The organism is Legionella qingyii, from assembly GCF_003990155.1.
GTDB lineage: Bacteria > Pseudomonadota > Gammaproteobacteria > Legionellales > Legionellaceae > Legionella > Legionella qingyii.
This window is the reverse complement of record NZ_RZGX01000005.1, coordinates 137579-161294: the sequence shown is the minus strand read 5'-3', so window position 1 is coordinate 161294 and position 23716 is coordinate 137579. Positions and strand designations below refer to the sequence as shown.

Sequence of the window (23716 nt, the reverse complement as noted above, 5' to 3'; positions counted from 1 at the left end):
TGGTAATTGGCTCCCTATTTCCTGATTCATTGTAACAATATTTTTTTTGCATCTTCAACTAGCTTGGAAATGGCCAGCAGATCACGATCCATTTCCACTTCATAAGCTTCGCCCCTAGCCTGGCCATGGTTCTTATATAAAGCTAAGTTCGCACCTAAACCAGCAACAAGTTTGCCATGGACAAAGGCAGATTCATGTTTACTTGAAAGGCGATTGTAAAATTGAAATCATCTCCTGAACTCATTAAAATGAAGAGGGAGTGGGTCAAAGGGGCGGTTTTCCTCGCAAATACGTTGTAAAAGCCACATCTCTTCACCCTGAGCTTTCCCAACTTCTTTGCACCAATAAGTATGAGCATCATCTACTTTCCCATTCCTATCAGCCTCAACATAGAGCCTTTCACATGTTCTATAGTGATTAATCAGTTTAAATCCAGTACGACTATCACGATAATGTACGCCCTCGTGTTCAAATTGAATTCCATCGCGTTGCAAAGAGTATTGTAAGGTTTTGGCAATCAGTTGATGTTCTGCATCATTCGAACGGCGTCCGGAATTATTCTCCATGGAGTCGAAGAGCTCATGGAGTTGATCCCACTGTTCTGAACTTGGGTTCACATGAAGTTTCCTGACTTCCCTCGTTTTACGATTCGCATAATAAAAATGGACTTCATTCTTATCGTCTTGATAATAAATAATCCCATCCGGATTTTCTAATAGGGGGAAGGTAATTTTATGTTTGTTTCGGAAGTTTTTGGTTTTAAATTCAATAATTCCTTGGAAATCCTCGCCCGCTACTAATAAAGGGTCACGGTCTAATTTAATTAAATCAGCCCCACCTGTACCCATCTCAGCAGATTGCTGCTCGCATGTTGCTGCAAATTTCGGTGGAATATAGGGTATGATTTGATTTTTCATGTCCGAATCACAGAGAAATAGGATGAGTTGATAGGCGGATACCTGATAAAAATTCCTTTGGCGAGGGTCTGTGACGTGCCCTTTATCAAATAAGACGTCAGGTTTCCTTTTTGCAATTAAGATTATACCCGCCACATCCCCTTGTACCACACACATCCTGGCTTTGAGGGCTAAAGCGATGTCTAAGTTAGGTTTGAATAAATTATAGGTTGTTATGGATGATTGCGCTAAATTTGATAAATCTTGAATGGATAAATAACCAGCAATTTCTCCCTCAATCTCTTTGGATAAGAATTTAAAATCATTGCTTGGGTCTCTTGGAGTTAAGGAGAGCTTTTGTTTACTACCTACCATAATATTGCCTGCCCAATCATTAATTACAGCGACCATTAAATATACATGTGCAATTGCATTCTGTCCATTTGATAACCACGCCGAGCTTCCTCCTTTTACATAAGAGAGCGCAAAATAAATGAACCAAGGTTAGTTTGTCCAGCAATATTGATGTCCTTTCACCTGGTTCATTACTCTTAAAATCGATGTTATTCAAAATGATTGCAAATTAAATGTCACAAGGGCTGATTCACGTTTTAGCGCTATAGCGAAGAAGAGGTTCGCAAAGGATGACATGAATTTGAAGAGGAATATTGTGTTATATAATTAGCTCGGGGAATATGAAGTGGTTTAACGAAAACTGAATTGTGATTATATTGGGTTCATTAACAAAAGCATTCCTGGGTTTCGCTTCCCTGCACCCAGGCTACAATTAGTTTAAATAACTTATTTTTAATTGCTTTAGAATGGAACGTCATCATCTAGCTGGTCAAAAGCATCTTGTGGTACTTGCATAGGTTGCTGTCTTGTAGCATTTTGGTTGCTTGGTGTAAATTGGGCTTGTGGCATCTCATCAAAACTGGATGATGCAGCCCCTCCTTTACTGTCTAGCATTTGAATGTCATTAGCTACAATCTCAGTAGTGTATCTATCTTGACCTTGCTGATCTTGCCACTTTCTTGTTCTTAAACTGCCTTCTATATAGAGCTTAGATCCTTTGCGTACGTATTCACCAGCGATTTCACCTAAGCGGTTAAAACAGACTACACGATGCCATTCGGTCCGCTCTTGCTTTTCGCCGGTTGCTTTATCCTTCCATGCTTCACTGGTGGCAATTGATAGTGTCGTGACTGCATTGCCATTTGGTAAGTAACGTACGTCAGGGTCAACGCCTACGTTGCCAATTAGGATGACTTTATTTATACCACGTGCCATTTTTGATCTCCTGTATGCGAAAGTTAGGAGAAGAGTATACCTAATTTATATATCCCTTGCACGGATGTGTTGAAATAGAGCGCGGTTAACAAGGTTAATATATGAGGTAAGCTTAGAGTCAAACACAGGTTAATCAAAAAGGGTTTTATCCGAGCTTGAAACAAGTTCATACAGGCGTGTAATTTGTTTCTGGGTCACCCTATGGGTTGAAAGTGGTGGCAGGAGGGCTAAGTCAAAAAAATCAATTTCAGAAATTTCCAGATTTTCTTTTGCTGTCCCAGACAAGATTTCACAATGGAAGAAACATTTATAGGTATGAGGCCATTGTAGTGGATGATCATGTTTTTGTTTATCCCATAATGCAAGCAGTCGGATTACAGAAACATCAAAGCCTGTTTCTTCCTTTGCTTCTCTGATTACTGATTCTGATGCGGATTCATTTGTTTCCGCCCAACCACCAGGTAAGGTCCATAGCCCATCTGAGCGTTCTTTAACTAATAGTATTTTATTATTTTGTAGAATAAAAGCACGAACATCTATTTTAGGCGTGGCATATCCTTGTTCTAATGAAAAGATCTGTTTTATCTCCGAGAGTGGAGTATCTGAATATTTCGCCATAAATTCAGAAGCAATCTCCCGAAGTCTTAAATAACGTTCTTTATCAAATTCATTTTTTGAATAGCATAGTCCATTTTGAGCAATAGCTTGGATTTCTGTGATATATTTTAGCCAACTAAAATCAACTTTAGACATAATGTATTATCCCTATAGAATGTTATTTTCATTTTATCTATTGACTCTCACGTAACGTGATAGTTTAAAATTCGTCTTCAGGAGAAGATTGAATGAAATATTACCAAATAAAAGAGATTAGCCAAATGACCTCATTAACAATTAGGTCATTACAATATTATGATGAGATTGGTTTATTAAAACCAACAAAACGTTCCATGAGTGGCTATCGTCTTTATTCTGAAATGGATTTAATACGATTACAACAGATTACCACGTTAAAGTTTTTGGGTTTTTCTTTATCGACCATCAAAAAGATTACAGAAAATCCAAATTTTGATGTGATGGCATCCATTGGCATACAAGCACGCGAATTAACTGAGAAAGCTGCGCGGATTAATGAAGCGGCTTCTTTGCTTACTTACATTTCCAGCCAAATGGAAATGGATCAGCCGGTAAATTGGAAAAGTACTGCAAAAATTATAGAAATATTGGAGTTAAATACAATGAATGATCACGTTCTGCAGAAATATCAATCTGAAGCTGCAAAATCTGAATTAGGGAAAAAATCTGCATATGATGATACGTATAACCCGGATCGGTTATACCCCATTCCGAGAACAGGCAAGCGACAGGAAATTGGAGTTGATCCAATGCAATTACCTTTTTATGGCTTTGATTGTTGGAATCACTATGAAGTTTCCTGGCTTAATGCTAAAGGAAAGCCTATGATCGCAATTGCGGAATTATTTTATGATTGCAGCTCACCTAATCTGATCGAGTCAAAATCATTAAAACTTTATTTTAATTCATTCAACAACACTCGAATTCAAAATGTTGAAGAATTAGAAAATATGATTAAAAAAGATTTACAAGAACGTGTTGGTGCGGAAGTTTGGGTGAAGATTCATCTTTTAGAGGCAACCAATCAGTTTGCGGTACAACCGTCTTTAATGGGGGAGTCACTGGATCATCTTGATATAGAGTGTTCTGTATATCTTGTTGAGCCCTCATTTCTCACTACAAGTGATGAACTAGTAGAAGAGACATTATGCTCCAATCTACTGAAGTCAAATTGCCTGGTCACCAACCAGCCTGATTGGGGAAGTGTGCAAATTGCTTATAAAGGAAAAAAAATTAATCGCGCAGGTTTATTGAAATATCTTGTTTCATATCGAAATCATAACGAGTTTCATGAACAATGCATTGAACGGATATTTGTTGATATTATGAACTATTGTAAACCCGAACAGTTGACTGTATATGGTCGTTACACAAGACGAGGTGGTTTGGATATCAATCCTTATCGTTCTACGGAAAAGACTTCATTTGCAGATAAAAATTTGCGCTTGGTTCGTCAATAATAAAATCACTACTTAGTAGATTTGAGTTATCCATAAAGTTAACTCAAATCGGAACATAAGTAGTATCATGACAAAAAAATTTTTGGCAAGATCCTTATCTTACTGGATTTGAAACAACAGTTAATACAGTCACAGGACTTACGAAAAATCCCAATCTCTTCGTTAAAAAATGATTTTAATTCGGTTATTTAGTATATCTAAATTCCCTCATTAAAAACATTTTTTGCCTCGACCTTGGCGTTTTTCGTAAGTCCTGAGTCAATGGAAATCAAATGACAGTTCACGAAACAATTTTTACGTTTTTTCTGGAAACTAGGAACGTGATCATGGAGTGATAGGGGGTTATGACGTTTTAGAAGCGAAGAAGAGATAATTATCACCCCGTTATACCCCCTTTTTTCAGGGAGATAATGTCGATAGAATTTTTTCTGCATTGCCTTCTGTGTAGCTTTCTCTGTTAACTCGCAAATAAATAACCTGCTCATTTTCTGCGAGTGCAACTTCAATAACGCCTTTAATATTTAATAGTTGAGTAATAATGTTTTCTTTTCTCTCGGACCAAGGATAGGGCAAGATAAGTGTTGAAACAGAGACGTTTGATTTCATTGAAATGGAAATAATTAACCATAAAACGCCTAGGATGGCATTAGTAATAAAGATTCCTTGACTACTGTCCCATTGGTATAGCACGCCAGATAGTGCTCCGCCAATAAAAAGCCCTAAAAATTGGCTGGTAGAATAAATACCCATGGCAGTCCCTTTATTATTGGGATTTGCCTGTTTTGATACCAAAGAGGGTAGTGCTGCTTCGAGGATATTAAAAGCAACAAAGTAAATTAACATAAGGACGCACAAACCAAACCAATTTTGAAATGTATACGCCAGTAATAATTGTGCTAAAGTCATTGTAAGAACTGAGGAAAGAAAAATGCTTTTCATGCGCTTTTTCTTTTCCGCAAGCACAATAAACGGGATCATCAGTATAAATGATATCAGCATGAGTGGCAGATAAAAATGCCACTGTTGGGATAAATGGCCTTGTTCCATTTGTTTTCTTAAGATAAAGGGGATAGCAAAAAATGTTGCTGTGAGAATAAAATGCTGGCAGAAAATACCTACATTGAGGCGTTGTAGTTGCAAGTTGGACATAACTTGTTTGAATAAAGCGGGATTTGTTTCGCTATCAATATGAAAACGTTCATTTACAGGTTTAGGAATGACCAAATGAAGTAAAATGATTCCTGCTATTGCTAACATCGTAGTGAGGTAAAAAATACCGGCCAGGCCGAAATGATGTGTAATGGCAGGACTCACAACCATAGCCAGACTAAATGATGTCCCTATAGTCATACCAATGACCGCCATCGCTTTAGTCCGTTGTTCATCAGGTGTAAGATCGGCAAGTAATGCGATTAAAACGCTTCCAATGGCACCTGTACCTTGTAATGCTCTGGCAAGGATCATCCCATAGATAGAATCAGTTATAGCGCCAAGTAAGCTTCCACAAGCAAAAAGGAGCAAGCCCAAAGTAATCATGGGTTTTCGACCTATTTTATCGGAAAGCATGCCAAAAGGGATTTGGAGGAGCCCTTGAGCAAGTCCATAAATTCCTAGCGCAAAACCGACCAATGCAGGAGTTGCGCTTCGCAAATTTTCTGCATAAATGCTAAATACAGGAATGAGTAAAAACAAGCCGAGCATGCGAAAAGAAAAAATTGCAGCTATAGGAAACACAGTTTTAAACCAAGAATGCTTCATTCATTAATATATGTTTATCTTAATCGTGTGCCGATAGTACAAAGTTAACCCTCTAGAAACAAGATATTTGAAAATTTAATGATCTAATCATTGCTTTATCGATAAATAAAAATGAAAATGTAGCTTTTTGTAACTGTTCGTCCAAGGGCGTCGATTTACGAGCGCTTGGTATCTTGAAATCGTAGCCTGGGTGGAGCGAAGCGGAACCTGGGTTTTGTAGGGAACGAATTCCCGGGTTCCGCTTCGCGTTCACCCAGGCTAAACGCAACAGGGACATGATTTCTTAAGTGGGTACCATTGTTTTATCAACAGTTGCTTTTATTTTTAATAAATTGAAGTTGATGAGGAATATTCCATGAGTTTGGTTTTTGCAGATAAAGTTGGCTTGATTACTGGCGGTGCGCGAGGTATCGGTAAGGCGACTGCATTAAAATTAGCGCAGGCGGGATGTGATATTGCTATAGTTTATTACAACAGTTCTGATGAGGCCCAAGCTTTAGTCGAAGAAATTCATACTATGGGGCGCAAGGCAATTGCTCTGCAAGCGAATGTGGCCGATCATCAGTCTGTAAAAGAAATGTTTGCTCAATTCCGCGAACACTTTAATCGACTTGATTTCTTGATTAGTAATGCGGCCAGTGGCGTTTTAAAATCGGCACTTAAGATGTCTACCAAGCATTGGCGTTGGTGTTTGGAAACAAATGCTTTGGCATTAAATCATTTGGCGACAGAAGCTCGTTCATTAATGCCTAGAGGGAGTCGCATTATTGCTTTATCCAGTCTTGGTGCATCTCGAGCGATTCCTAATTATGCCTTTATTGGAGCTTCCAAAGCAGCTCTTGAAGCATTAGTTCGTTCTTTGAGTCTTGAGTTAGCTGTTGATGGGATTACAGTGAATACTGTTTCTGCTGGAGTAGTTGATACAGATGCTTTAAAGCATTTTCCTAACAGAGAACAATTACTTGATGAATATCAGGCCCACTCGTTGACAGATAGACCATTGACAACACAAGATGTTGCCAATGCAATTTATCTCTTATGCTTGCCGGAAGCGGCCATGATTAATGCGCATACTTTATTCGTTGATGCAGGGTATAGTCAGGTTGGTTAATACCTCATCACTTTAATTTTGTGTCTTTAAAAAAATATATGGTATAATTCCGGGCTTTTTAAATTAGCTGATCTCTGAGGAACAAAATATGAATGTAGCAGACGTTTATCCTAAAGTTAGGGAAATTGTTGCTGATGTGTTAGTAATTGATGCAGAAGACGTATCTCTTAACAGTCGATTGATAGCAGATCTAGGCGCCGAATCTATTGATTTTCTTGATTTGGTTTTCCAATTAGAAAAAGAATTCAAAATTAAAATTCCTCGCGGTCAATTGGAAAAAAATGCACGTGGTGATTTGGCAGAAGATGAATTTGAAAAAGGCGGCGTCATCACTGAGCAAGGTTTGCAGGTATTGCAAAACTATTTGAGTGAAGTTCCTGCAGATCAATTCAAACCGAACATGAAAGTTAATGAAATACCCTTGTTGTTTACCATTGAAACATTTTGTAAATTAGTTGTTGCTGCGATCAACGAGCAACAAACTGCCGGAGCTGGGGCTTAATTTCGGTGTTACTTTTAAAATTAAGATTAATAGGGTTTAATAAATACTGATGAGATTTTTATTTGTTGATCGTATAGTGGAGTCATCTCCTGGTCAGTTGATCAGGGGAATCAAACATGTTACCTCAAATGATACGTTCCTCACAGTTGATGAACAGGGGCGGCCTTGTTTTATCCCCTCTTTAATCGGAGAAACACTGGGGCAATTGGCCGCATGGAATGTGATGGCACTGCAAGGATTTACTCATAGGCCTGTGGCTGGTATCGTTGCACGTGCCTCCATGCATCGGCGAGCCTATGTCGGTGAAACTTTATTGCTTGAGTCATTTATAGAACACTTGGATGATTCAGTCATGCAATATCATAGTGAAGCCAGGGTGGGTAGTGAACTTGTCTTCAGTATTGACGGTGCTTTAGGCCCTTTGCTGCCTATGGATGATTTTATCAATTTAGATGAAGTGAAGCAGCAATTTTCTGAAATTAACCGTCCTGGTGATTGGTCGGTTATTAGTAAAGAAAGTGGACCCGTGGAAGATGAATATCTGATAATGGGTTCGGATTTATCTGTAGTGCCCATGACATTTGATAGAATTCGCTCCAGTCAGCCAGGTATTAGTTTAATCGCTGAAAAAAGAATATCGCGAGCTGCTCCTTATTTTGCAGATCATTTTCCGAAGAAACCTGTATTACCTTTAACGGTATTATTGGAATGCAAACTCAATTTAGCTTATGAATTTGTTCTGCGCGCAGGATATTCAACTCACTATCAAGTGAGTGAATTTCGCAAAATAAAAATGAATGAATTTGTCTATCCTGGCGATGTTCTTGAATGTTATGTAACAGTAAAAAAACAAACGGAAGACGAGTTGATCCTGGCTTATCGCAGCGAGGTAGCCGGTAAACGTGTTTGTGTTGTGGATGTAGTACTTATTCCCAGAGGTAAATAAAGTGAAAAAAAGACGAGTCGCTATTACAGGTTTGGGAGCGGTTTCCCCTTTAGGACTTGATGTCCAGTCCACATGGTCTAATTTATTGGCAGGACATTCCGGAATTGCTGAAATTAAACAATTTGATGCCAGTGCTTTTCCAACTTATATTGCGGCTGAGGTAAAAAACTTTACCCTCGATCCCAAATTAATTACCAAACGTAGTCGCTTTTCTGTGCACTTTACCCGCTATGCTCTTGCAGCTGCTCAACAGGCTTTTGATGATGCAGGGATCGTGCCTACAGAACAAACAGCAAGCCAGTGGGGGGTAGTTACAGGCAGTGGTATGATGACTGCCGAATTTGATTATCTATCTCGATTTCAACAAATTTGTGCTCAAAATGGTGAAGCAGATTGGGGACGTTTGCTTGCTAATACACAAGAATTTTATAAATTATCTGATTTTGGTAAAACGACGCCAAACTCAGGGTTGTCTTTATTGATTCAACAATTCGGAATCAGCGGTTATGCCTCGTCCGTTCACACCGCGTGTGCGTCAGGTGGCCAAGCTTTAGGATTAGCAATGCAAGTAATTCGTCGCGGCGAAGCAGACTTCATGTTAGCTGGCGGATTTGATTCAATGATTAATCCTTTGGGATTATCTAGTTTTTGCCTATTAGGTGCCTTATCAACTTACAACAGTACACCGGAAACCGCGAGTCGACCTTTTGATGCGACACGTAATGGTTTTGTCTTGGGAGAAGGAGCTGCCTTTTTAATTCTTGAAGAATGGAGTAAGGCAAAAGCGCGAGGTGCTCGTATTTATGCGGAATTGGCTGGTGAGGGGAACTCTCTAAGCTCTTATCGAATTACTGATTCACATCCAAATGGTGACGGTGCTATTCAAGCTATCGAACGTGCTCTTCAGGATGCAGGAGTACAGGCTTCTGATGTAGATTATATTAATGCACATGGTACCTCAACCAAAATGAATGACTTGAGTGAAACAAATGCGATTAAAGCAGTTTTTGGCGAGTCTGTCGCAACCTTGCCTGTAAGTTCGACTAAAGGTCAAACAGGACATTTGATTGCTGCGGCAGGCGCACTTGAAGCGGTGTTATCAGTTAAATCCATAGAACAGGCACAGATACCTAAAACGGCCAATTTAACAACCCCCGATCCAGAATGTGATTTGGATTATGTGATTGATGGTCCACGTGAACGTTCTGTGGGAGTCGTTTTATCCAATTCTTTTGGATTTGGTGGCTCCAATAGCTGCTTGTTGTTTAAGCATCCTGAATTTGGGGGAGCAGATTTATGAGTCAGGACAATAGAGTATTTATCACAGGTCGAAGTGCATTAACTGCATCAGGTTCTACCGCAGATGCAACTTGGAATGCAATTCTTTCTGGTAAAAGTGGGATTGCTGAAATAGCTCAATGGGATTTGTCACAATGGTCTCATCGTTTGGGGGGCGAACTAAAGGAGTTCAATCCTGCAAAAATGCTACCAGATCGCAAGTTGATGAAAGTCATTTCGCGTCAGGATGTGATGGGAATTAATGCTGCAGTACAAGCAATCGAGCACAGTCAAATGATTGCGTATCGCGATACTCTTGAAGATCCTAATTCATTTAATGAGCAAACCGCTGTTTTTGTAGGCTCACCTGGAAATAAATATTTTCAACAATATGATTTTTTACCGTTGTTGGCAAAAACTCAAGGCGATATGCAGCAATTTGCGCAGCATTTATTTGAAACAGTCCATCCGATGTGGTTATTACGAATATTACCTAATAATGTTCTTGCATACACAGGGATTACCTATGAATTTAAAGGTCCCAATCATAATGTAACCAATCATGCTGCTGGTGGAACACAAGCTTTATTGGAAGCATTTCACGCAATTCGTAGTGGTCAGGCAGAACGAGCTGTCGTTGTTGCCTATGATATGGCTATTGAGCCGCAAGCTCTATTTTACTATCAGCAATTGGGGGTCTTGAGTACTCAACATTTAAAACCTTTTGACGAAGCCCATGATGGCACCATATTAGCCGAAGGCGCTGCTGCTTTGGTCTTGGAAAGTGAAGCCAGCATGCGTGCGCGCTCAGCAACGTGTTACGGTGAGATAATCGGCGGTTTATCAACCAGTGAAACAGAAGGATTATTTTCTGTGGATACAAGCGGGCAAAAGCTTGCTGAATTGATGCAACGTACTTTGGATGTTGTAAAACTAAATACTCATGATTTAGGTTTTATTGTTGCTCATGGAAATGGTAATAGTAAATCAGATTATAGCGAATCTCAGGCAATACAAAATGTTTTTGCCGAAGAGGAAGTTCCAGTAACCGCTTTCAAATGGTCTATGGGACATACTATATGCGCCTCTGGTTTGATTGACGCAGTAATGACAACCTATGCACTTTCATCTAAATGTGTGCCAGGGATAGCTAATTTGCAAAATATTGCATCCAGTTGTAATGGTTTATTCGTAAGTGCAGATCATCAACCTCTAAAAAGAGGACCTTATGCACTGACAATTAATCGAGGATTTGCAAGTATGAATGCGTGTTTGGTGATCAAAGCTTGTGACTGAATTAGAACAAAAAGTTAATAAATTGCCCGTGAGCTGGCTAGGACGATTTGTCCATAAATTTTTACCCTATAAGCGGCAAATAGTTATGGCCAATATCGATCGTGTCTTCGGTGATCAATTAAGTAAAGCGCAAAAAAAGCGACTTGCTATATCGTATTACTCTCATTTGCTTAAATCCTTTAAAGAAGCAATCCAATTGCGTTTTATGTCTGAAGATGATTTACGTAATCAGGTCGAGGTTCGGGGTCATGAAAACATGTTGGCGGTTGTAGCACAACAAAAAGGCGTTTTGGTTCTGACAGGGCATTTTGGAAATTGGGAAGTTGCACCCATCGGCGGTGTTTTAAATTTTAAAGAATTTCAGGGGCAGTTTCATTTTATCCGTCGCACTTTATCGATCAAATTTATTGAGCGAAGTTTGTTTAAGCAATATTATCAAGTCGGTTTAAACGTTATTCCTAAAAAAAACTCGCTAGATAAGGTTTGCGCCGCTTTAGAGCAAAACCATGCAGTGATTTTTGTTCTTGATCAACATGCTTCATTAGCGAATCGAGATGGTATTGCCGTAGAGTTTTTTGGTACGAAGGCAGGAACTTATCGGAGTTTAGCAACTTTATCACGTTATACGGGAGTACCAGTAATTCCTGCAGCAGGCTATAGATTACCGAATGGAAAACATGTTTTAGAGTTTTATGATCCTATTCCTTGGAAAGATTATGGAAGTGCTCAAGAATCGCTTTACCATAATACATTGGCTTATAACCAAGCTTTAGAACGTATTATTTTGGCCCATCCTGAGCAATGGAACTGGATGCATAAACGTTGGAAACTCAAATTGTAATAGTTTAATTACTTATTGCAGTTTTAAACGATTCAATATGCTCCACTTCAAAGGTATCTTCCTCTTCTTGTGTAGGCTTTTTTATTTTGGCAAAAAAACCTTCAGCCCAATGGAATGCGCTTTGTGCATATACAGTTGCTTCACATGCATATTCGGAAATCACTTTAGAGGCGCTTGTAACAAAGTCAGTGCTTTCCTGTGTTTTTAAAGGCTTGGGGTTGGGGTTGATTATTAATTCTGGCATTGGACAATCCAACTCATCAGAAACATATTGGAGATGATCAGAATCTTCATTGACTTCTGCAAGCAATGAATCCACCTCACTACGTTGTTTTTCTTTTAATATTAATTCTAACAAACGGAATCGATTTACAATAAATGGATTTTGGTTTTCTTTAAGCCAGCGACACAGCTCCTCGTTGCTCTCTTTATGGGTCATTACGTAATGATACAAGGTATGGAGTTTATGTCTTGTGCTTAATTCTTTTTTAGGCATTGGCAGTAATGAATAACTATCGAATGCTTTAATAATGTCTTCAAATTTTTCCTGTGTTAATGGCAAACTAATTTTGTTTAACAAATCCAGAAGATCTTTACCTGGGTCCGGGACTTGAAGGTTTTTTTTTGCTCGATTTGTGAAGGTTTTTTTATTGTTTTCCATTGGTGCCCATGACTCTGGAGCAACATAATCAGGTGGGTTGGGTTTAAAAAAACCAGTCCATCCATAAGTCCAGCATCGTTTAATCCATTTAATTAGATTAGCAAAAAATCCTTGATTTTGAGTATAGGTTAACTCTTGCCGTGCCTCTATAATCGCTTGTTGAGCCACTTGAATAATTTCCTGATTATTTTCGGAATTAAGATTTTTTAGCGCTAAGGAACACAAATCGATCACGCGTTGATAATTTTCTTTCCCACCACGTAAACCAAAATAACGGATGATCCTCTTTGCATCAAATAAAAACAATTGATAGCTGAGTTGTTCATCAAAAAAAATGGGATGATTTAAAAATGCAGTAAATATTGCTTCCTTAATCGTTCCATCTAATTCAGGACGTCTTAACATAAAACCGATATGGTGTATTGCTTGATTTCGCGATCTTAGGTTTTCTGATCCAGCATAAAATTCCATGTAGTCATTAATTAGTTTCGTGATAGGTGCTGGGCTGCCTTTATAGTGTATTAAAAAATACTCAAAACAATTAATTGACTTGTCATGTTTAATCAATCCCTCTATAAAGGGGTTTTCATCGGAGTTTAATGATTGATTTTGTTCTTTTGAACCCCCGGGAATGGTTGGGTTTAAATAAACAGTTTGGAGCATTCGTTGAATATTAATTCGCTTATTTTGATAAAATAATGCAACATTTCCTAGTTGTGCATTATTTCTTAAATAGCGATTCGTTAAAAAAGCAGTCCTTTTCGCTAATTCTTTAAATGCAAGTTTATCATTTAGGAAAAAAAGTAATTCAATTGCTTCCAGCGAAAAAGAATGATTTTTATCTAATAATCTTTTTGCTAGTTGATTAATATAACTTGCATAAGCCTTATTGTAATGGCCATTGAGATATAAACGTATCGCCAAAATCAAATGAGATTCTTTATTCGCATACTCTAAAAATTTAATAGGTATGTTATTAAACAATCCTAAATGCTCAATAATATTGATAAGGATTAGTTCTTTCTGATTCGACTCCATTTTGCTTAATTCATCGATGACATTGGGGCCTGCAATGTTCATTAAATGGGCTAAGACGTAATGGGCATTTGGCATGGATGAAAAATGGTAGAGCCAATAGGTAAGAACCTTGTGTCTCTCATAGAGAGGGCATTGCTCAATTAGAGCCTCTATTTGTTTTTTGGTTAATTGATGGAAGTGAGGAATTGAGCAAAGAATACTTACTGCTGCCTCGGGTTCCAATTTGCCAATTAATTGAGTGGAGAGTGTTTCTAAATCAAGTTGGTGAACTAGAATATTAAGACGTGACGGGATATGATGATCTTGCTGCGTTAACCTATTTAATAATGAATCGCCTCTTAAATAAGACAGGAATTCTTTTTGACTTAATAAATGAATAATTAAGAGGGATTTTACTTTTAGACTTTGCACTATTTTTATGGACTCAAGAATGTTTGGGGCAGTAAATTGTTCCTTTTCAAGGGTTGTTAAAAATTGAGTTTGGCTTCCTATATCCTTGTTGATCTCCTTTAAGTACTCAGGGTTTCCCATCGCAGCTTTGAATAAATCAAAACTTTGTATTTTGCTTCCTGTCATGGCGCTCTCCTTTTAGTCAAGCACCAGTTTCCCAAATAGATTTCTTTCGAACTCTATCGAGGCGGCAAATTACTTTGTCGATGTGGTGCTCGAATCCTCATGTACTCCGTGTACACTCCGGTTCTGCGCGCTCCTCTTCCTCCCGTATGTACTCGCTGCAGCGAGTTTCGAAAGAAGTTTAATGGGGCGGTGCGAGTGTGAGGTCGTTCTTTCAGGATAACTCTTTGTAAATAAAATTCAATACTTGTGTTAATTTTGCATAAAAAGTGAAATTGATATGAAGATGAGCCAGTATCTATTTTTAAAACAAGAGACCTTCATATACAAAAACGGCCGGACCAGTTAGGGTGATTGATTTATTAGATGCTGGCCAGTCAATAAACAAATCGCCACCAGGTAAGGTAACTTTTATTTGTTTATCCAGTTGATGGTATAAACGTCCAATAGCAGCCGCTGCAACAGCGCCACTTCCACAAGCCTGTGTTTCCCCACAGCCACGTTCATAAACTCGTAATTTAATATGCTGAGGACTGATAATTTGCATAAATCCAACGTTGGCTTGAGCCGGGAAGCACGAATGTAAACTGATTTGTTTTCCTAGAGTATCAACTGGTGCTGTTTCTGTATCGGTTACCAATAACACCGCGTGTGGATTTCCAACACTTAAGGCATGGAAACGGACCATTTTTTGGGATTGAAGTTCTAAAGAATACTCTATAGCTTGTTGCTCCGCTCGCAGTGGAATAGTTGATGGAGCTAATTGAGGAATTCCCATATCGACGCTTACACTAGAGTCTGAATTGATATGTAAATTCATCTGTGTCGTTCTGGTCGCAACGGTTACGTGATTTTTGTTGATTAAACCGTAGTATTTTGCAAATAAAGCAAGGCAACGTGCTCCATTACCGCATTGCCCCACTTCCTGGCCATCGGCATTAAAAATTCGATAATTAAAGTCAATACCATCTTGTTGGCTGGATTCAATCAACAAGCATTGATCAAAACCGATACCTGTATGACGTTGAGCCATAGTGGCGATTTGTTGGGGGCTTAGATTAATATTCTGATGGATCCCATCAATCACAATGAAATCATTGCCTAAGCCATGCATTTTGGTAAATTTAATTTTCATATTTTTATCAATTAAGTCGATAGTTATTTACTTGCTGAACTTTTTGTTGATTCTGGCAAATAAAGAGGTCCTTTTTGCCCACAAGCCGATAAGAATATGACAAGACAAACCATAAATAAAAAGTAAATTCGTTTCATTAAAAATAAGCACGTTAACGATTAGAAGGTAACTATCTATTTAATTGAGTAAAAATTCAAGCAATATCCAATTTTTTTAAAGTAACCCGGGAAAATTTAATAAAAATCCCGGGTTCTACTACTTTATACTTTGCGATCCAGTGCTCTTACTGTTCTTTCGTCATCAACTTCATTATCAATCGATACATGAAGCTCTTTTCTATATTCGTTCAATGTAGAAACAACATTTTGTCCCAAGGGTTGCCAAAATAAAAACGATTTTATAGATGAATAACCTACACTGTTATAAGCGGCGAGTGCAATTAATCCGAGGCCGACAACAAGAATACTTGCAGCAATTACGACATTTCTGATATATCTAATTGATCGCGGACAACGGTGCTTTGTCAGAATCGGTTCAACTATATCAAGCCTATTAAAAAATTCGCGCGCACGATCTTTAGGGTGGGGAAATTCCGCTTCATTTTTTAAGATTTTAAGTAGTTTGGCTACTTCTGTAATTTTCTCTTGTGTTTTAGCATCGGCTTTTTTTATTTCATCATCTTGTTCCAACTTTTTGGGTCTACCGGATAATTCAGATTTGAGTGAAGCCAAATATTCTGCGGTTAAAGGAATGAGTTTTCTCTTAATGAGTAGTAAATGCTCAGCCTCTTTCTCATCGTTTAGTGCTGTATGATATTCGATTTTTTTGCATTGTTCTGTTTTTAATGTAGTGGCAATATTTTTCTTTTGTTGTTCTTCTTTTTCTAGATTTTGCTGTATATCTTGAATACCAGCCACTAATTGTTTCTTTTCTACTTCTAAAGCAGTCTTTTTTTGCTTTTCTTCCTCTAGATTTTGCTGTGTATCTTGTATATCAGCCACTAATTGTTTCTTTTCTACTTCTAAAGCCGCTTTTTCTTGCTTCAGTCGATCAACTACCCCGTATTTGTTAATAGCATGGCGTTCAACTAACTCTTTAAACGTACCTTTTTCTGCCGGTTCAGGCAAGGCATTAGGTCGGTCTCGATAAAATTTTTGTGCTGCAACATCAATTAACGCTTCGGCTTCTTTTCGGAGAGACAGTTCATGTTTATTGAAAACAGCTTCTTCGGTCGCAAGCTCGCGTACTTGACCCAATGCTGCAATGTCATCAATAAAGACTTCGATTTGATGATACAGTTTTTCAAACTCATCAAAAGAACTGCCATATTGTTCCTCAAATCGTATTACAAGTTGGTCGACTAAATTTTCTTCAGCTTCACTTTGAGGCAGTTTATCTTTCAGTTGTTGGCAAATGTATTCTATTTTTATTTTTATCGGATGATCTGCTAATTTAGCAAAATCAGGACTATTAAAGATCGCGGCAATTTCCGGGTTAATTTCTGAATTAGAAGCGTCTTCATCTTTATTGATCTGAGTTAATAAGGTATTAAAAAAGCGCTGCAAGTTTGCATTGATTGGCGTTTGCAGACGATTAAAATCATCTTGCAAGTTTGCGTGCTGTTGTCCCGCTGTTTGGGTAATTACATTTGAACTCAAAATTTGAAGAGCTTTGACAAATTCTTGTATGGTTGTATTGTCTATTTCTAATAATTTGTTAAATTCTTGAAATGTTGCAATGATGGCTTCAAAGAGGTCTTGCTTTTCTATTTGCTTACTCTCTTTACTCCAGTCATCTATCAGATATTGCTGGCTTACTCTTTGAAGTAATGTACCAAAAGAACTCAAGACATCTTTACGGGCATCCTCACTATCAAGTATTGCAGCGGGAGCAATTGAATGTTCAGTAACAGACGATGAAAGATTGGTAATGGCTCTAATGTTTTTAGATAATACAGCTTTTGCGGATCTAATTAGATCTGCCAGAGTTTGATCTTCATGCGAATCAACTTGAAGTATTTTGAAGAAATACTCTTTCATTAAAAAACTGTGCTCTTCGTTAACATACCCAAGGTTTTTAGGAAAAATCTCAGTTAGGAGTCCATATTTATGGTCAGTGCGTAATACTTTTCTTTGTGGCGCTACGCCCATAGCAAGGTAGCAAGTCATATTGAATGCTTCATAGGCTGCTCTATTTGCATAAATTTTGTCATAAAGCTTGCGAAATATGGTTGGAAAATCAAGTTTTGCTACATCAACACCATTATCAATTCCTATCTCGTCCAGAAAAGCAATATATTTTCTACCTAGACCGGTGCGCTCATGAAAAATTTCTTGAGCATCTTTAAATTCAACACCATGGTTGACTAAAAAACGAAGTAATTTAAAGATCATTAATTTTTGCACGTGGGTCGATTTAGTGTTTTCAGGAGAAACGACTTTGCTTCGTTGTGACGCATTACTGCCAGCAGAACCTGTACCATGATGACCAGGTAGGGTGTTGCGAATGAGTACCTGATTTTCAGGATCTGAAGCTTCCGGATAGATTGGTGTAAAGCCCCAATCTGAATGTTCATTTTCGTAATAGACAATTTCTGCGTATTTAACAATCGGTGGAATAGTAAAAAATCTCGAGTCGTACCAAGTTACTGGCCAGACGTCCCCAGGGACAGGGTCAATGATAAAAAGGCTCATAGATACTTTGGCGATATTGCGTTTTAGTTCATTAAACCATTGCTCTTGAGCTACATTATCTTTAGGTAATTGGGTAAATAAGGGTTTGATAATGTCAGGGGTATTATAGCGCTTTTCCTTTTGTCTCTCTGCTTGCTGTCTGACGAGCTCTTTTATTAATTGCTCGAAATTTTGACAAGAGTTAATGGCTTCTTTTATCGCATTGATTTCATGAGCAATCAGAATCGATTCAACTCCACCTCTACTGTGTCCAATCTCATTAAGTTCAGTTTGTCCGCGAACAAGAGCATTTAAAGCAATACCTAGCCCAATTCCAATTTTTTCGCCAACATTGGTTCCATCATTTTTAGGGCCATTAACAACCCTGACTTTTAAAGATTGATAAGGAACAAGCTGTTTGTGATCAATAACTGGGTCATCTGTTTTAATCAACGTAGAAACAATACTCAGAGTTTCTCCCTTAGGGTAATACTCCATCACTGTATCCCCTAATTTTACAGGTGCTTTTTTCTTGTCTTTTAGAGTAGGAGTATAGATTGTGCCTGTCCCCAACATCGTAAGGGTAAATGATTTAGATTCTATTTTATCAAACATATTCTTGCCACTTGTTGAACATATTATTGCCAGTTATTGGCGCACTGTAGCGCACTATAATTCATGTTGACTAATAATGGAATAGGTTGAGCGCCTTTATTGTTTTAAAATTCCACAATTTGGTGCCAATTTGTTTTATATTTGATGCTATTAGATTCAAAAAATATAGAAAACGTATAACTTGCACTGTGCTAATGCATTAGCGATAATTTCCCTTTTTGTCTGCGAGGGGATTTGTTTTGAATGTACTTATAAATGAGTCACAGGCTAAGGCCCAGGCATGCGTTATTTGGATGCATGGATTAGGCGCTGATGCTTCCGATATGATGGGTTTAGTCGATCAGTTGACGATCGCAGATGTCGGGATACGCCATGTATTTATTAATGCCCCCCAACGTCCAGTGACTTTAAATGGTGGCATGGTCATGCCTGCCTGGTATGATATTATGGGCATGAAACTCATTGATAGAGAAGATAAAGAAGGAATTGAGCAATCCGAGTTGCTGATTCGTAAAGTCATGGATGACCAATTAAACGATGGTTTTGCGTACAATCAGATTTTTTTGGCAGGATTTTCACAAGGAGGGGCGATGGCATTGCATACCGCTCTTCATACGACAGCGCGTTTAGCGGGAGTTGTTGCTTTATCTGCTTATTTACCTTTAGCGGTGCATACCAGACCAAAGTTGGATAAAAGCACGCCTTTTTTTATGGGAGCAGGACAATTTGATCCCTTGGTTTTGCCTCAATGGACTGAATCAAGTAAAGATTGGTTATTGAATAAAGGATATGAACATATTTCTTATTATAAGTATCCTATGGAACATTCAATTTGTTTTGAGGAAATTAAAGACTTAAGTCTTTGGTTTAGAGATAAAATTCGGGGAGAAGCATAATGCCCATAGTGAAAAAGTCACGTACGGTGAATTATACCTGTGAACAAATGTTTTCATTGGTGAATGAAGTAGAGCGGTACGCAGAATTTCTACCTTACTGCGCAGAAAGCTTGGTACATCATCGCGATGAAGATGAAGTGCAGGCCACTTTAGTTATTGGCGCTGCCGGTATGAGTAAGTCATTTACCACACGTAACATGCTGCAAGTTAATAAAATGATAGAAATTCGTCTTGTTGATGGTCCGTTCAGTCATTTAGAGGGGTTCTGGCGGTTTGATGAAGTTGAAGAGGGATGCAAAATCTCTTTTGATCTCGAATTTGAATTTGCTGGACGCATGTTCTCCATGCTTCTAGGGCCTGTATTCGAACAAATAACGGATAAAATGGTCGATTCATTTTGTGAGCGAGCCAAGGCAATTTATGGTCAGGGTTGAGCTCATTTATGTGGCTTTAGACAAGACCACGATACATATGACTTTAGAGCTCAAACAGGGAGCAACGGTACTTGATGCGCTTAATACATCAGGAATATATGATATTCATCAGGAAACACGAGGCATGCCTGTTGGAATTTATGCAAAACAGGTTTCTTTAGAACAGGTGTTGCAAGAAGGTGATAGGGTAGAGATATACAGACCCCTGGTTTTAGATCCAAAAGAGAAGCGTCGGCAAAAGGCGATTCGCACTCGATGATATTCAGAACTTGAGTATAAGCAGCGCAGCGGAACCTGGGTTTCGCTGCGCTGCACCCAGGCTACAATTCCTCAAAACTTTATAAATCCTGCTTATTCTTGATTTATGTCAGGTTCATTCATTGACGCTACGCCTGGTTTTAGCTTGCCGCGTTCGATACGTGCCAGAATACCGTTTTGAAAGTATAAACTCACGGTTGACATGGTCATATATCCTCGGCCTCTACGCCAAGTGTATGCATAGTCCCAGCGGTTATCATTAAACGTAGGACTTAACAAACTGGTTCCCATTAATATAGCAACATCATTTTTACTCATTCCTACTTTGAGTCGATCTATTTTTGACTGTGGCAACAAATTTCCTTGTTGTACTACTCGTCGAGACAGATCAAACGATGAGCATTGCGTAAGGGTTAAAGTGCATACAATTCCTAGTAGAAAAATTATTATTCTCATTTTTTTGCCTATCGTGAAAAATTTCGCCATAATAACACGTCATTTACTGAAAGACACCTTTAACCTGGAAAAGCAGTTGAAACCATACTGGGCAAGCTAAAAGTACCGAATCTTCTGGAATTTTTTCAGGTGTAGAGAAGACAAATTCGTTACTGCGAAGGAGCATTGATGGAAGAGAGTAAGCAGCTAAAAAATGCTGGATTGAAGATTACTTTACCACGTTTAAAAGTATTGCAAATATTGGAGCAATCTCCTAACCATCATTTAAGCGCAGAAGGTGTTTATAAGGCGTTATTGGAAACAGGAGAAGATGTTGGTCTTGCTACGGTTTATCGAGTGTTAACGCAATTCGAAGCAGCAGGGTTAGTGAATCGACATAATTTTGAAGGAGGACACTCAGTATTTGAATTGAGTCAAGGAGCGCATCATGATCACCTAGTTTGCATCAAATGCGGCTGTGTAGAAGAGTTTGTTGATGAAGTCATTGAACAAAGGCAGAAAACCATAGCTGAACGCGCTAATTTTCAGATGACGGATCACGCATTGAATATTTATGGGATATGTCCACGTTGCCATAAAGGACAATAAAAATTGTTGGCAGTTATATTATTCTTTTTTTCCCAAAAGGAAATAAGTTTTCACATTACCAATCCCTTTCATTTCTGTAGTACCTCGTGGTTCAATAAGGAATTCATCTTGAAGCATAAAGGCCATTTTTTCCGAGATATGAATTTTATTAGGAAGGGAGGTTTCCTCCAGTCGACTGGCTAAATTAACTACATTGCCCCATATGTCATAAACGAATTTTTTATGACCTATAATTCCTGCGATTACGGTACCATATGTGATACCAATCCGAAATTGAAGATTCATCTGATTTTCTTGATTAAAAGTCAGCATTCGTTCCAGAATGGCCAAAGCATAATTCGCGATATTAATAGCATGTCGAGTTGTTTGTTCGGGAACTCCTGATACTGCCATGTAGTTATCACCAATAGTTTTAACTTTTTCTACATGATATTTTTCAGTAAGTTTATCGAGCTCGGCAAATAATCGATTTAGAATATTTACCGTTTTTTTAGCGCCCAATTGTTCAGTGAGTTGCGTAAAATTAATAATATCTGCAAACATGACACTGGCTTGGGTATATTCATCAGCAATATCTTCCTCGCCCATTTTCAAGCGTGAAGCAATCGCTTCTGGCAAAATATTCAAGAGTAATAAATCATTTTCCTCATTTACCCTCGATAATGTCTTTAATGCATGAATAATAAAAAAGAGCATGAGTATGGTTGATAGAAGTGAAAGCGCAAGTGCCAAGGCAATGATTTTTGACATCTCGATATCAATTTTTTCGTTAGTTAAGAATGTTCGACTATCTATCAGGGTAAAAAACTCTTGTAAGGGTTTCATTACCTGTAATTTGGCGCTCATATAATCAGCGCCAAAAACCATTTGTTGCGCTAATTGAGGATTAGGTTTGCCGATAATGGTGTAATCACCTGATTTATCTTGATATTTTCCATCAAATAAATTCATGGCTTTGATTTCAGTTTCTGAGAGCTGATTACTTTGGTTTTCTGCTTTAGCCAGTAAAGAAAATTCTTTTAGCGTAAAATGATGTTCCAACATCATTGCAGATAACGATTTTGCTGAGCCATAAGGTTGGGGACGTTTGTTATCAATAACCAAATCCCAATACAATTCGTCATAATTTAAAGGTAGAGGCGAAGTTCCATTACGTATGCTTAGAATTTCATTATAGTACTTACGGTATTTTTGCTCGCCAGTTACCACATAAAGGCGAGCCATCTCAGTTAAATCATCGGAGCTTTGACGAAGTTTATTAGCTAACATATATAATTGATAGCGCTCATTTCCATCAATGACCTCTTGAACTGCAATGTGTTTTAATGCAAATAAGCAAATGATCAGGCTCACTAAAGAGAGCGTTAAGAAGAAGAAAAAGTAGTATAAAAGACGCGTGTTTTTAAGATGAAGCTTTTTGAGCACGTTTAACTCTTTTACTTAATTAACTTACATTCAAGAATAGCTTATTTACATAATAATGGAGCAATTTCTAATAACTAATTTTAAATGCTATTCTTTAAAGAAGAATCTGTCTGTTTTATTAGGGAATTTTTAGGACGAGCTAGACTTGATCCTTAAATTAGCTCAAGGATTAATTAATGAAATTGTTATTTTTAGGGGCCGGCAGCGGTATCGGAACGGATTTCGAAAATTTTCAATCAAACATGCTACTTCTAACAGATAGTGGTAAGAAACTACTGATAGATTGTGGTACAGATATTCGTTTTTCATTAACTAAAGCAGGATACCATTCTCAAGATATTGACGCATTGTATATTAGCCATTTACATGCCGATCATATTGGTGGTATCGAATGGTTCGCATTTCAACGAAAATTTGCCTTCCAAAAGAATAAAATGCCACTTTTAATTATTCATGAACACTTAGTACATCTATTATGGAACAGTAGCCTTAGTGGAGGGTTAAAAACACTTGATGATAAAGAGGCAACTTTGAGCGATTATTTTAATGTTCACGTAGTTCGTACTGGCCATGGTTTTAGTTGGGAGGGCCAGAAACTAAACCCCGTGCAAACAGTTCATATCTATTCTAATAAGGAGTTGATGCCAAGTTATGGTTTGGATATTAGTTATAATAAAAAACAGTACTTCATTACTACTGATGCGCGATTTACGCCGGAACGCTTCGCACCATATTATCGAGATGCTGCTCTGATTTTTCATGATTGTGAAACCTTGGAAACGCCCAGCGGAGTGCATGCTCATTTTAATCAGTTAGTTACATTAGATCCTGAAATTAAAGCCAAGATCTGGTTATATCATTATAATGATGGGATGCTTCCTGATGCACAAGCTCATGGTTTTGCAGGTTTTGTTCGTTGTGGTCAGGAGTTTGATCTCAGTTAAAAACGAG

22 protein-coding genes and 1 pseudogene are annotated in these 23716 nt (G+C 38.1%); 13 read left to right on the top strand and 10 right to left on the bottom strand.

Going from position 1 to position 23716, the window contains the following annotated elements; translation table 11 throughout:
* Window positions 1-227: 227 nt before the first annotated feature.
* The 3 genes from ELY20_RS05400 to ELY20_RS05390 form a co-directional block, all read right to left on the bottom strand.
* Window positions 228-1307: a hypothetical protein gene (locus ELY20_RS05400; RefSeq protein WP_233590502.1), complete on the bottom strand. Its 1080-nt coding sequence runs from the start codon at window positions 1305-1307 to the stop codon at window positions 228-230.
* A gap of 405 nt (window positions 1308-1712) precedes the next feature.
* The gene (gene ssb / locus ELY20_RS05395; protein WP_110141646.1) at window positions 1713-2186 is read right to left on the bottom strand and encodes a single-stranded DNA-binding protein; all 474 of its coding nucleotides are present in this window, start codon (window positions 2184-2186) and stop codon (window positions 1713-1715) included.
* Window positions 2187-2315: 129 nt separating this feature from the next.
* Window positions 2316-2939: an NUDIX hydrolase gene (locus tag ELY20_RS05390; RefSeq protein WP_110141647.1), complete on the bottom strand. Its 624-nt coding sequence runs from the start codon at window positions 2937-2939 to the stop codon at window positions 2316-2318.
* A 92-nt stretch (window positions 2940-3031) separates the two neighbouring features.
* On the opposite strand from ELY20_RS05390, the pseudogene ELY20_RS17115 reads away from it, so the two are divergent.
* Both ELY20_RS17115 and queF read left to right on the top strand, forming a co-directional pair.
* Window positions 3032-3184: pseudogene (locus ELY20_RS17115) on the top strand (MerR family DNA-binding transcriptional regulator); the annotation flags it as partial.
* A gap of 240 nt (window positions 3185-3424) precedes the next feature.
* The gene (gene queF / locus ELY20_RS05385) at window positions 3425-4282 is read left to right on the top strand and encodes an NADPH-dependent 7-cyano-7-deazaguanine reductase QueF (protein ID WP_325049820.1); all 858 of its coding nucleotides are present in this window, start codon (window positions 3425-3427) and stop codon (window positions 4280-4282) included.
* A 399-nt stretch (window positions 4283-4681) separates the two neighbouring features.
* Here the strand turns inward: queF and ELY20_RS05375 are convergent, their stop codons facing one another.
* Window positions 4682-6040, bottom strand: a complete 1359-nt coding sequence (locus ELY20_RS05375; RefSeq protein WP_110141649.1) for an MFS transporter — start codon at window positions 6038-6040, stop codon at window positions 4682-4684.
* 355 nt (window positions 6041-6395) lie between these two features.
* On the opposite strand from ELY20_RS05375, the gene fabL reads away from it, so the two are divergent.
* The 6 genes from fabL to ELY20_RS05345 all read left to right on the top strand — a co-directional run bounded on the left by fabL (window position 6396) and on the right by ELY20_RS05345 (window position 12014).
* Entirely contained in the window at window positions 6396-7151 is a 756-nt protein-coding gene (fabL, locus tag ELY20_RS05370) for an enoyl-[acyl-carrier-protein] reductase FabL (protein ID WP_110141650.1), read from the top strand.
* Window positions 7152-7239: 88 nt separating this feature from the next.
* Window positions 7240-7653: an acyl carrier protein gene (locus tag ELY20_RS05365; RefSeq protein WP_110141651.1), complete on the top strand. Its 414-nt coding sequence runs from the start codon at window positions 7240-7242 to the stop codon at window positions 7651-7653.
* Between the two features lie 49 nt (window positions 7654-7702).
* Complete coding sequence (locus ELY20_RS05360) at window positions 7703-8599, top strand: hotdog family protein (protein WP_110141652.1); 897 nt, start codon at window positions 7703-7705, stop codon at window positions 8597-8599.
* Between the two features lies 1 nt (window position 8600).
* Entirely contained in the window at window positions 8601-9899 is a 1299-nt protein-coding gene (locus ELY20_RS05355; protein ID WP_110141653.1) for a beta-ketoacyl-[acyl-carrier-protein] synthase family protein, read from the top strand.
* Window positions 9896-11173 (top strand): beta-ketoacyl-[acyl-carrier-protein] synthase family protein, encoded by a 1278-nt coding sequence (locus ELY20_RS05350; RefSeq protein ID WP_110141654.1) that lies wholly within the window; start codon window positions 9896-9898, stop codon window positions 11171-11173. The genes ELY20_RS05355 and ELY20_RS05350 overlap by 4 nt, the downstream gene beginning before the upstream one ends.
* Window positions 11166-12014 (top strand): lysophospholipid acyltransferase family protein, encoded by an 849-nt coding sequence (locus ELY20_RS05345; protein WP_110141655.1) that lies wholly within the window; start codon window positions 11166-11168, stop codon window positions 12012-12014. The genes ELY20_RS05350 and ELY20_RS05345 overlap by 8 nt, the downstream gene beginning before the upstream one ends.
* Window positions 12015-12018: 4 nt before the next feature.
* On the opposite strand, the gene ELY20_RS05340 is transcribed toward ELY20_RS05345, so the two are convergent.
* The 4 genes from ELY20_RS05340 to ELY20_RS05325 all read right to left on the bottom strand — a co-directional run bounded on the left by ELY20_RS05340 (window position 12019) and on the right by ELY20_RS05325 (window position 18708).
* Entirely contained in the window at window positions 12019-14289 is a 2271-nt protein-coding gene (locus ELY20_RS05340) for a hypothetical protein (RefSeq protein ID WP_110141656.1), read from the bottom strand.
* A 301-nt stretch (window positions 14290-14590) separates the two neighbouring features.
* Window positions 14591-15421 (bottom strand): diaminopimelate epimerase, encoded by an 831-nt coding sequence (gene dapF / locus ELY20_RS05335; RefSeq protein ID WP_110141657.1) that lies wholly within the window; start codon window positions 15419-15421, stop codon window positions 14591-14593.
* Window positions 15422-15444: 23 nt separating this feature from the next.
* Window positions 15445-15558, bottom strand: coding sequence for an LPS translocon maturation chaperone LptM (gene lptM, locus ELY20_RS05330; protein WP_110141658.1), 114 nt, complete (start codon window positions 15556-15558; stop codon window positions 15445-15447).
* Window positions 15559-15681: 123 nt separating this feature from the next.
* Complete coding sequence (locus ELY20_RS05325; RefSeq protein WP_110141659.1) at window positions 15682-18708, bottom strand: hypothetical protein; 3027 nt, start codon at window positions 18706-18708, stop codon at window positions 15682-15684.
* 239 nt (window positions 18709-18947) lie between these two features.
* On the opposite strand from ELY20_RS05325, the gene ELY20_RS05320 reads away from it, so the two are divergent.
* Genes ELY20_RS05320 through ELY20_RS05310 form a run of 3 tightly spaced genes read left to right on the top strand, consistent with a single transcriptional unit; the run spans window position 18948 to window position 20297 of the window.
* Window positions 18948-19604: an alpha/beta hydrolase gene (locus ELY20_RS05320; protein ID WP_110141660.1), complete on the top strand. Its 657-nt coding sequence runs from the start codon at window positions 18948-18950 to the stop codon at window positions 19602-19604.
* Window positions 19604-20038: a type II toxin-antitoxin system RatA family toxin gene (locus ELY20_RS05315; RefSeq protein ID WP_110141661.1), complete on the top strand. Its 435-nt coding sequence runs from the start codon at window positions 19604-19606 to the stop codon at window positions 20036-20038. The genes ELY20_RS05320 and ELY20_RS05315 overlap by 1 nt, the downstream gene beginning before the upstream one ends.
* A complete protein-coding gene (locus ELY20_RS05310; protein ID WP_110141662.1) occupies window positions 20025-20297 on the top strand; it encodes an RnfH family protein in 273 nt (90 codons plus the stop codon). Before ELY20_RS05315 ends, ELY20_RS05310 begins: the two co-directional genes overlap by 14 nt.
* Window positions 20298-20389: 92 nt before the next feature.
* Here the strand turns inward: ELY20_RS05310 and ELY20_RS05305 are convergent, their stop codons facing one another.
* On the bottom strand, window positions 20390-20782 hold the full coding sequence (locus ELY20_RS05305) for an outer membrane protein assembly factor BamE (protein WP_110141663.1): 393 nt from the start codon (window positions 20780-20782) through the stop codon (window positions 20390-20392).
* A 138-nt stretch (window positions 20783-20920) separates the two neighbouring features.
* Between ELY20_RS05305 and fur the strand changes: the two genes are divergently transcribed.
* On the top strand, window positions 20921-21340 hold the full coding sequence (gene fur / locus ELY20_RS05300; RefSeq protein ID WP_110141664.1) for a ferric iron uptake transcriptional regulator: 420 nt from the start codon (window positions 20921-20923) through the stop codon (window positions 21338-21340).
* 18 nt (window positions 21341-21358) lie between these two features.
* On the opposite strand, the gene ELY20_RS05295 is transcribed toward fur, so the two are convergent.
* The gene (locus ELY20_RS05295) at window positions 21359-22765 is read right to left on the bottom strand and encodes an adenylate/guanylate cyclase domain-containing protein (RefSeq protein WP_110141665.1); all 1407 of its coding nucleotides are present in this window, start codon (window positions 22763-22765) and stop codon (window positions 21359-21361) included.
* 176 nt (window positions 22766-22941) lie between these two features.
* Here ELY20_RS05295 and ELY20_RS05290 point away from each other — a divergent pair, with 176 nt between their 5' ends.
* Window positions 22942-23709 (top strand): MBL fold metallo-hydrolase, encoded by a 768-nt coding sequence (locus ELY20_RS05290; RefSeq protein WP_110141666.1) that lies wholly within the window; start codon window positions 22942-22944, stop codon window positions 23707-23709.
* Window positions 23710-23716 lie beyond the last annotated feature (7 nt).

Excerpts from the sequence above, each read along its gene's own strand:
- ELY20_RS05400 (WP_233590502.1), bottom strand. The coding sequence starts at position 1,307 with ATGGTCGCTGTAATTAATGATTGGGCAGGCAATATTATGGTAGGTAGT.
- ssb (WP_110141646.1), bottom strand. The coding sequence starts at position 2,186 with ATGGCACGTGGTATAAATAAAGTCATCCTAATTGGCAACGTAGGCGTT.
- ELY20_RS05390 (WP_110141647.1), bottom strand. The coding sequence starts at position 2,939 with ATGTCTAAAGTTGATTTTAGTTGGCTAAAATATATCACAGAAATCCAA.
- queF (WP_325049820.1), top strand. The coding sequence starts at position 3,425 with ATGAATGATCACGTTCTGCAGAAATATCAATCTGAAGCTGCAAAATCT.
- ELY20_RS05375 (WP_110141649.1), bottom strand. The coding sequence starts at position 6,040 with ATGAAGCATTCTTGGTTTAAAACTGTGTTTCCTATAGCTGCAATTTTT.
- fabL (WP_110141650.1), top strand. The coding sequence starts at position 6,396 with ATGAGTTTGGTTTTTGCAGATAAAGTTGGCTTGATTACTGGCGGTGCG.
- ELY20_RS05365 (WP_110141651.1), top strand. The coding sequence starts at position 7,240 with ATGAATGTAGCAGACGTTTATCCTAAAGTTAGGGAAATTGTTGCTGAT.
- ELY20_RS05360 (WP_110141652.1), top strand. The coding sequence starts at position 7,703 with ATGAGATTTTTATTTGTTGATCGTATAGTGGAGTCATCTCCTGGTCAG.
- ELY20_RS05350 (WP_110141654.1), top strand. The coding sequence starts at position 9,896 with ATGAGTCAGGACAATAGAGTATTTATCACAGGTCGAAGTGCATTAACT.
- ELY20_RS05340 (WP_110141656.1), bottom strand. The coding sequence starts at position 14,289 with ATGACAGGAAGCAAAATACAAAGTTTTGATTTATTCAAAGCTGCGATG.
- dapF (WP_110141657.1), bottom strand. The coding sequence starts at position 15,421 with ATGAAAATTAAATTTACCAAAATGCATGGCTTAGGCAATGATTTCATT.
- lptM (WP_110141658.1), bottom strand. The coding sequence starts at position 15,558 with ATGAAACGAATTTACTTTTTATTTATGGTTTGTCTTGTCATATTCTTA.
- ELY20_RS05325 (WP_110141659.1), bottom strand. The coding sequence starts at position 18,708 with ATGTTTGATAAAATAGAATCTAAATCATTTACCCTTACGATGTTGGGG.
- ELY20_RS05315 (WP_110141661.1), top strand. The coding sequence starts at position 19,604 with ATGCCCATAGTGAAAAAGTCACGTACGGTGAATTATACCTGTGAACAA.
- ELY20_RS05310 (WP_110141662.1), top strand. The coding sequence starts at position 20,025 with ATGGTCAGGGTTGAGCTCATTTATGTGGCTTTAGACAAGACCACGATA.
- ELY20_RS05305 (WP_110141663.1), bottom strand. The coding sequence starts at position 20,782 with ATGGCGAAATTTTTCACGATAGGCAAAAAAATGAGAATAATAATTTTT.
- fur (WP_110141664.1), top strand. The coding sequence starts at position 20,921 with ATGGAAGAGAGTAAGCAGCTAAAAAATGCTGGATTGAAGATTACTTTA.
- ELY20_RS05290 (WP_110141666.1), top strand. The coding sequence starts at position 22,942 with ATGAAATTGTTATTTTTAGGGGCCGGCAGCGGTATCGGAACGGATTTC.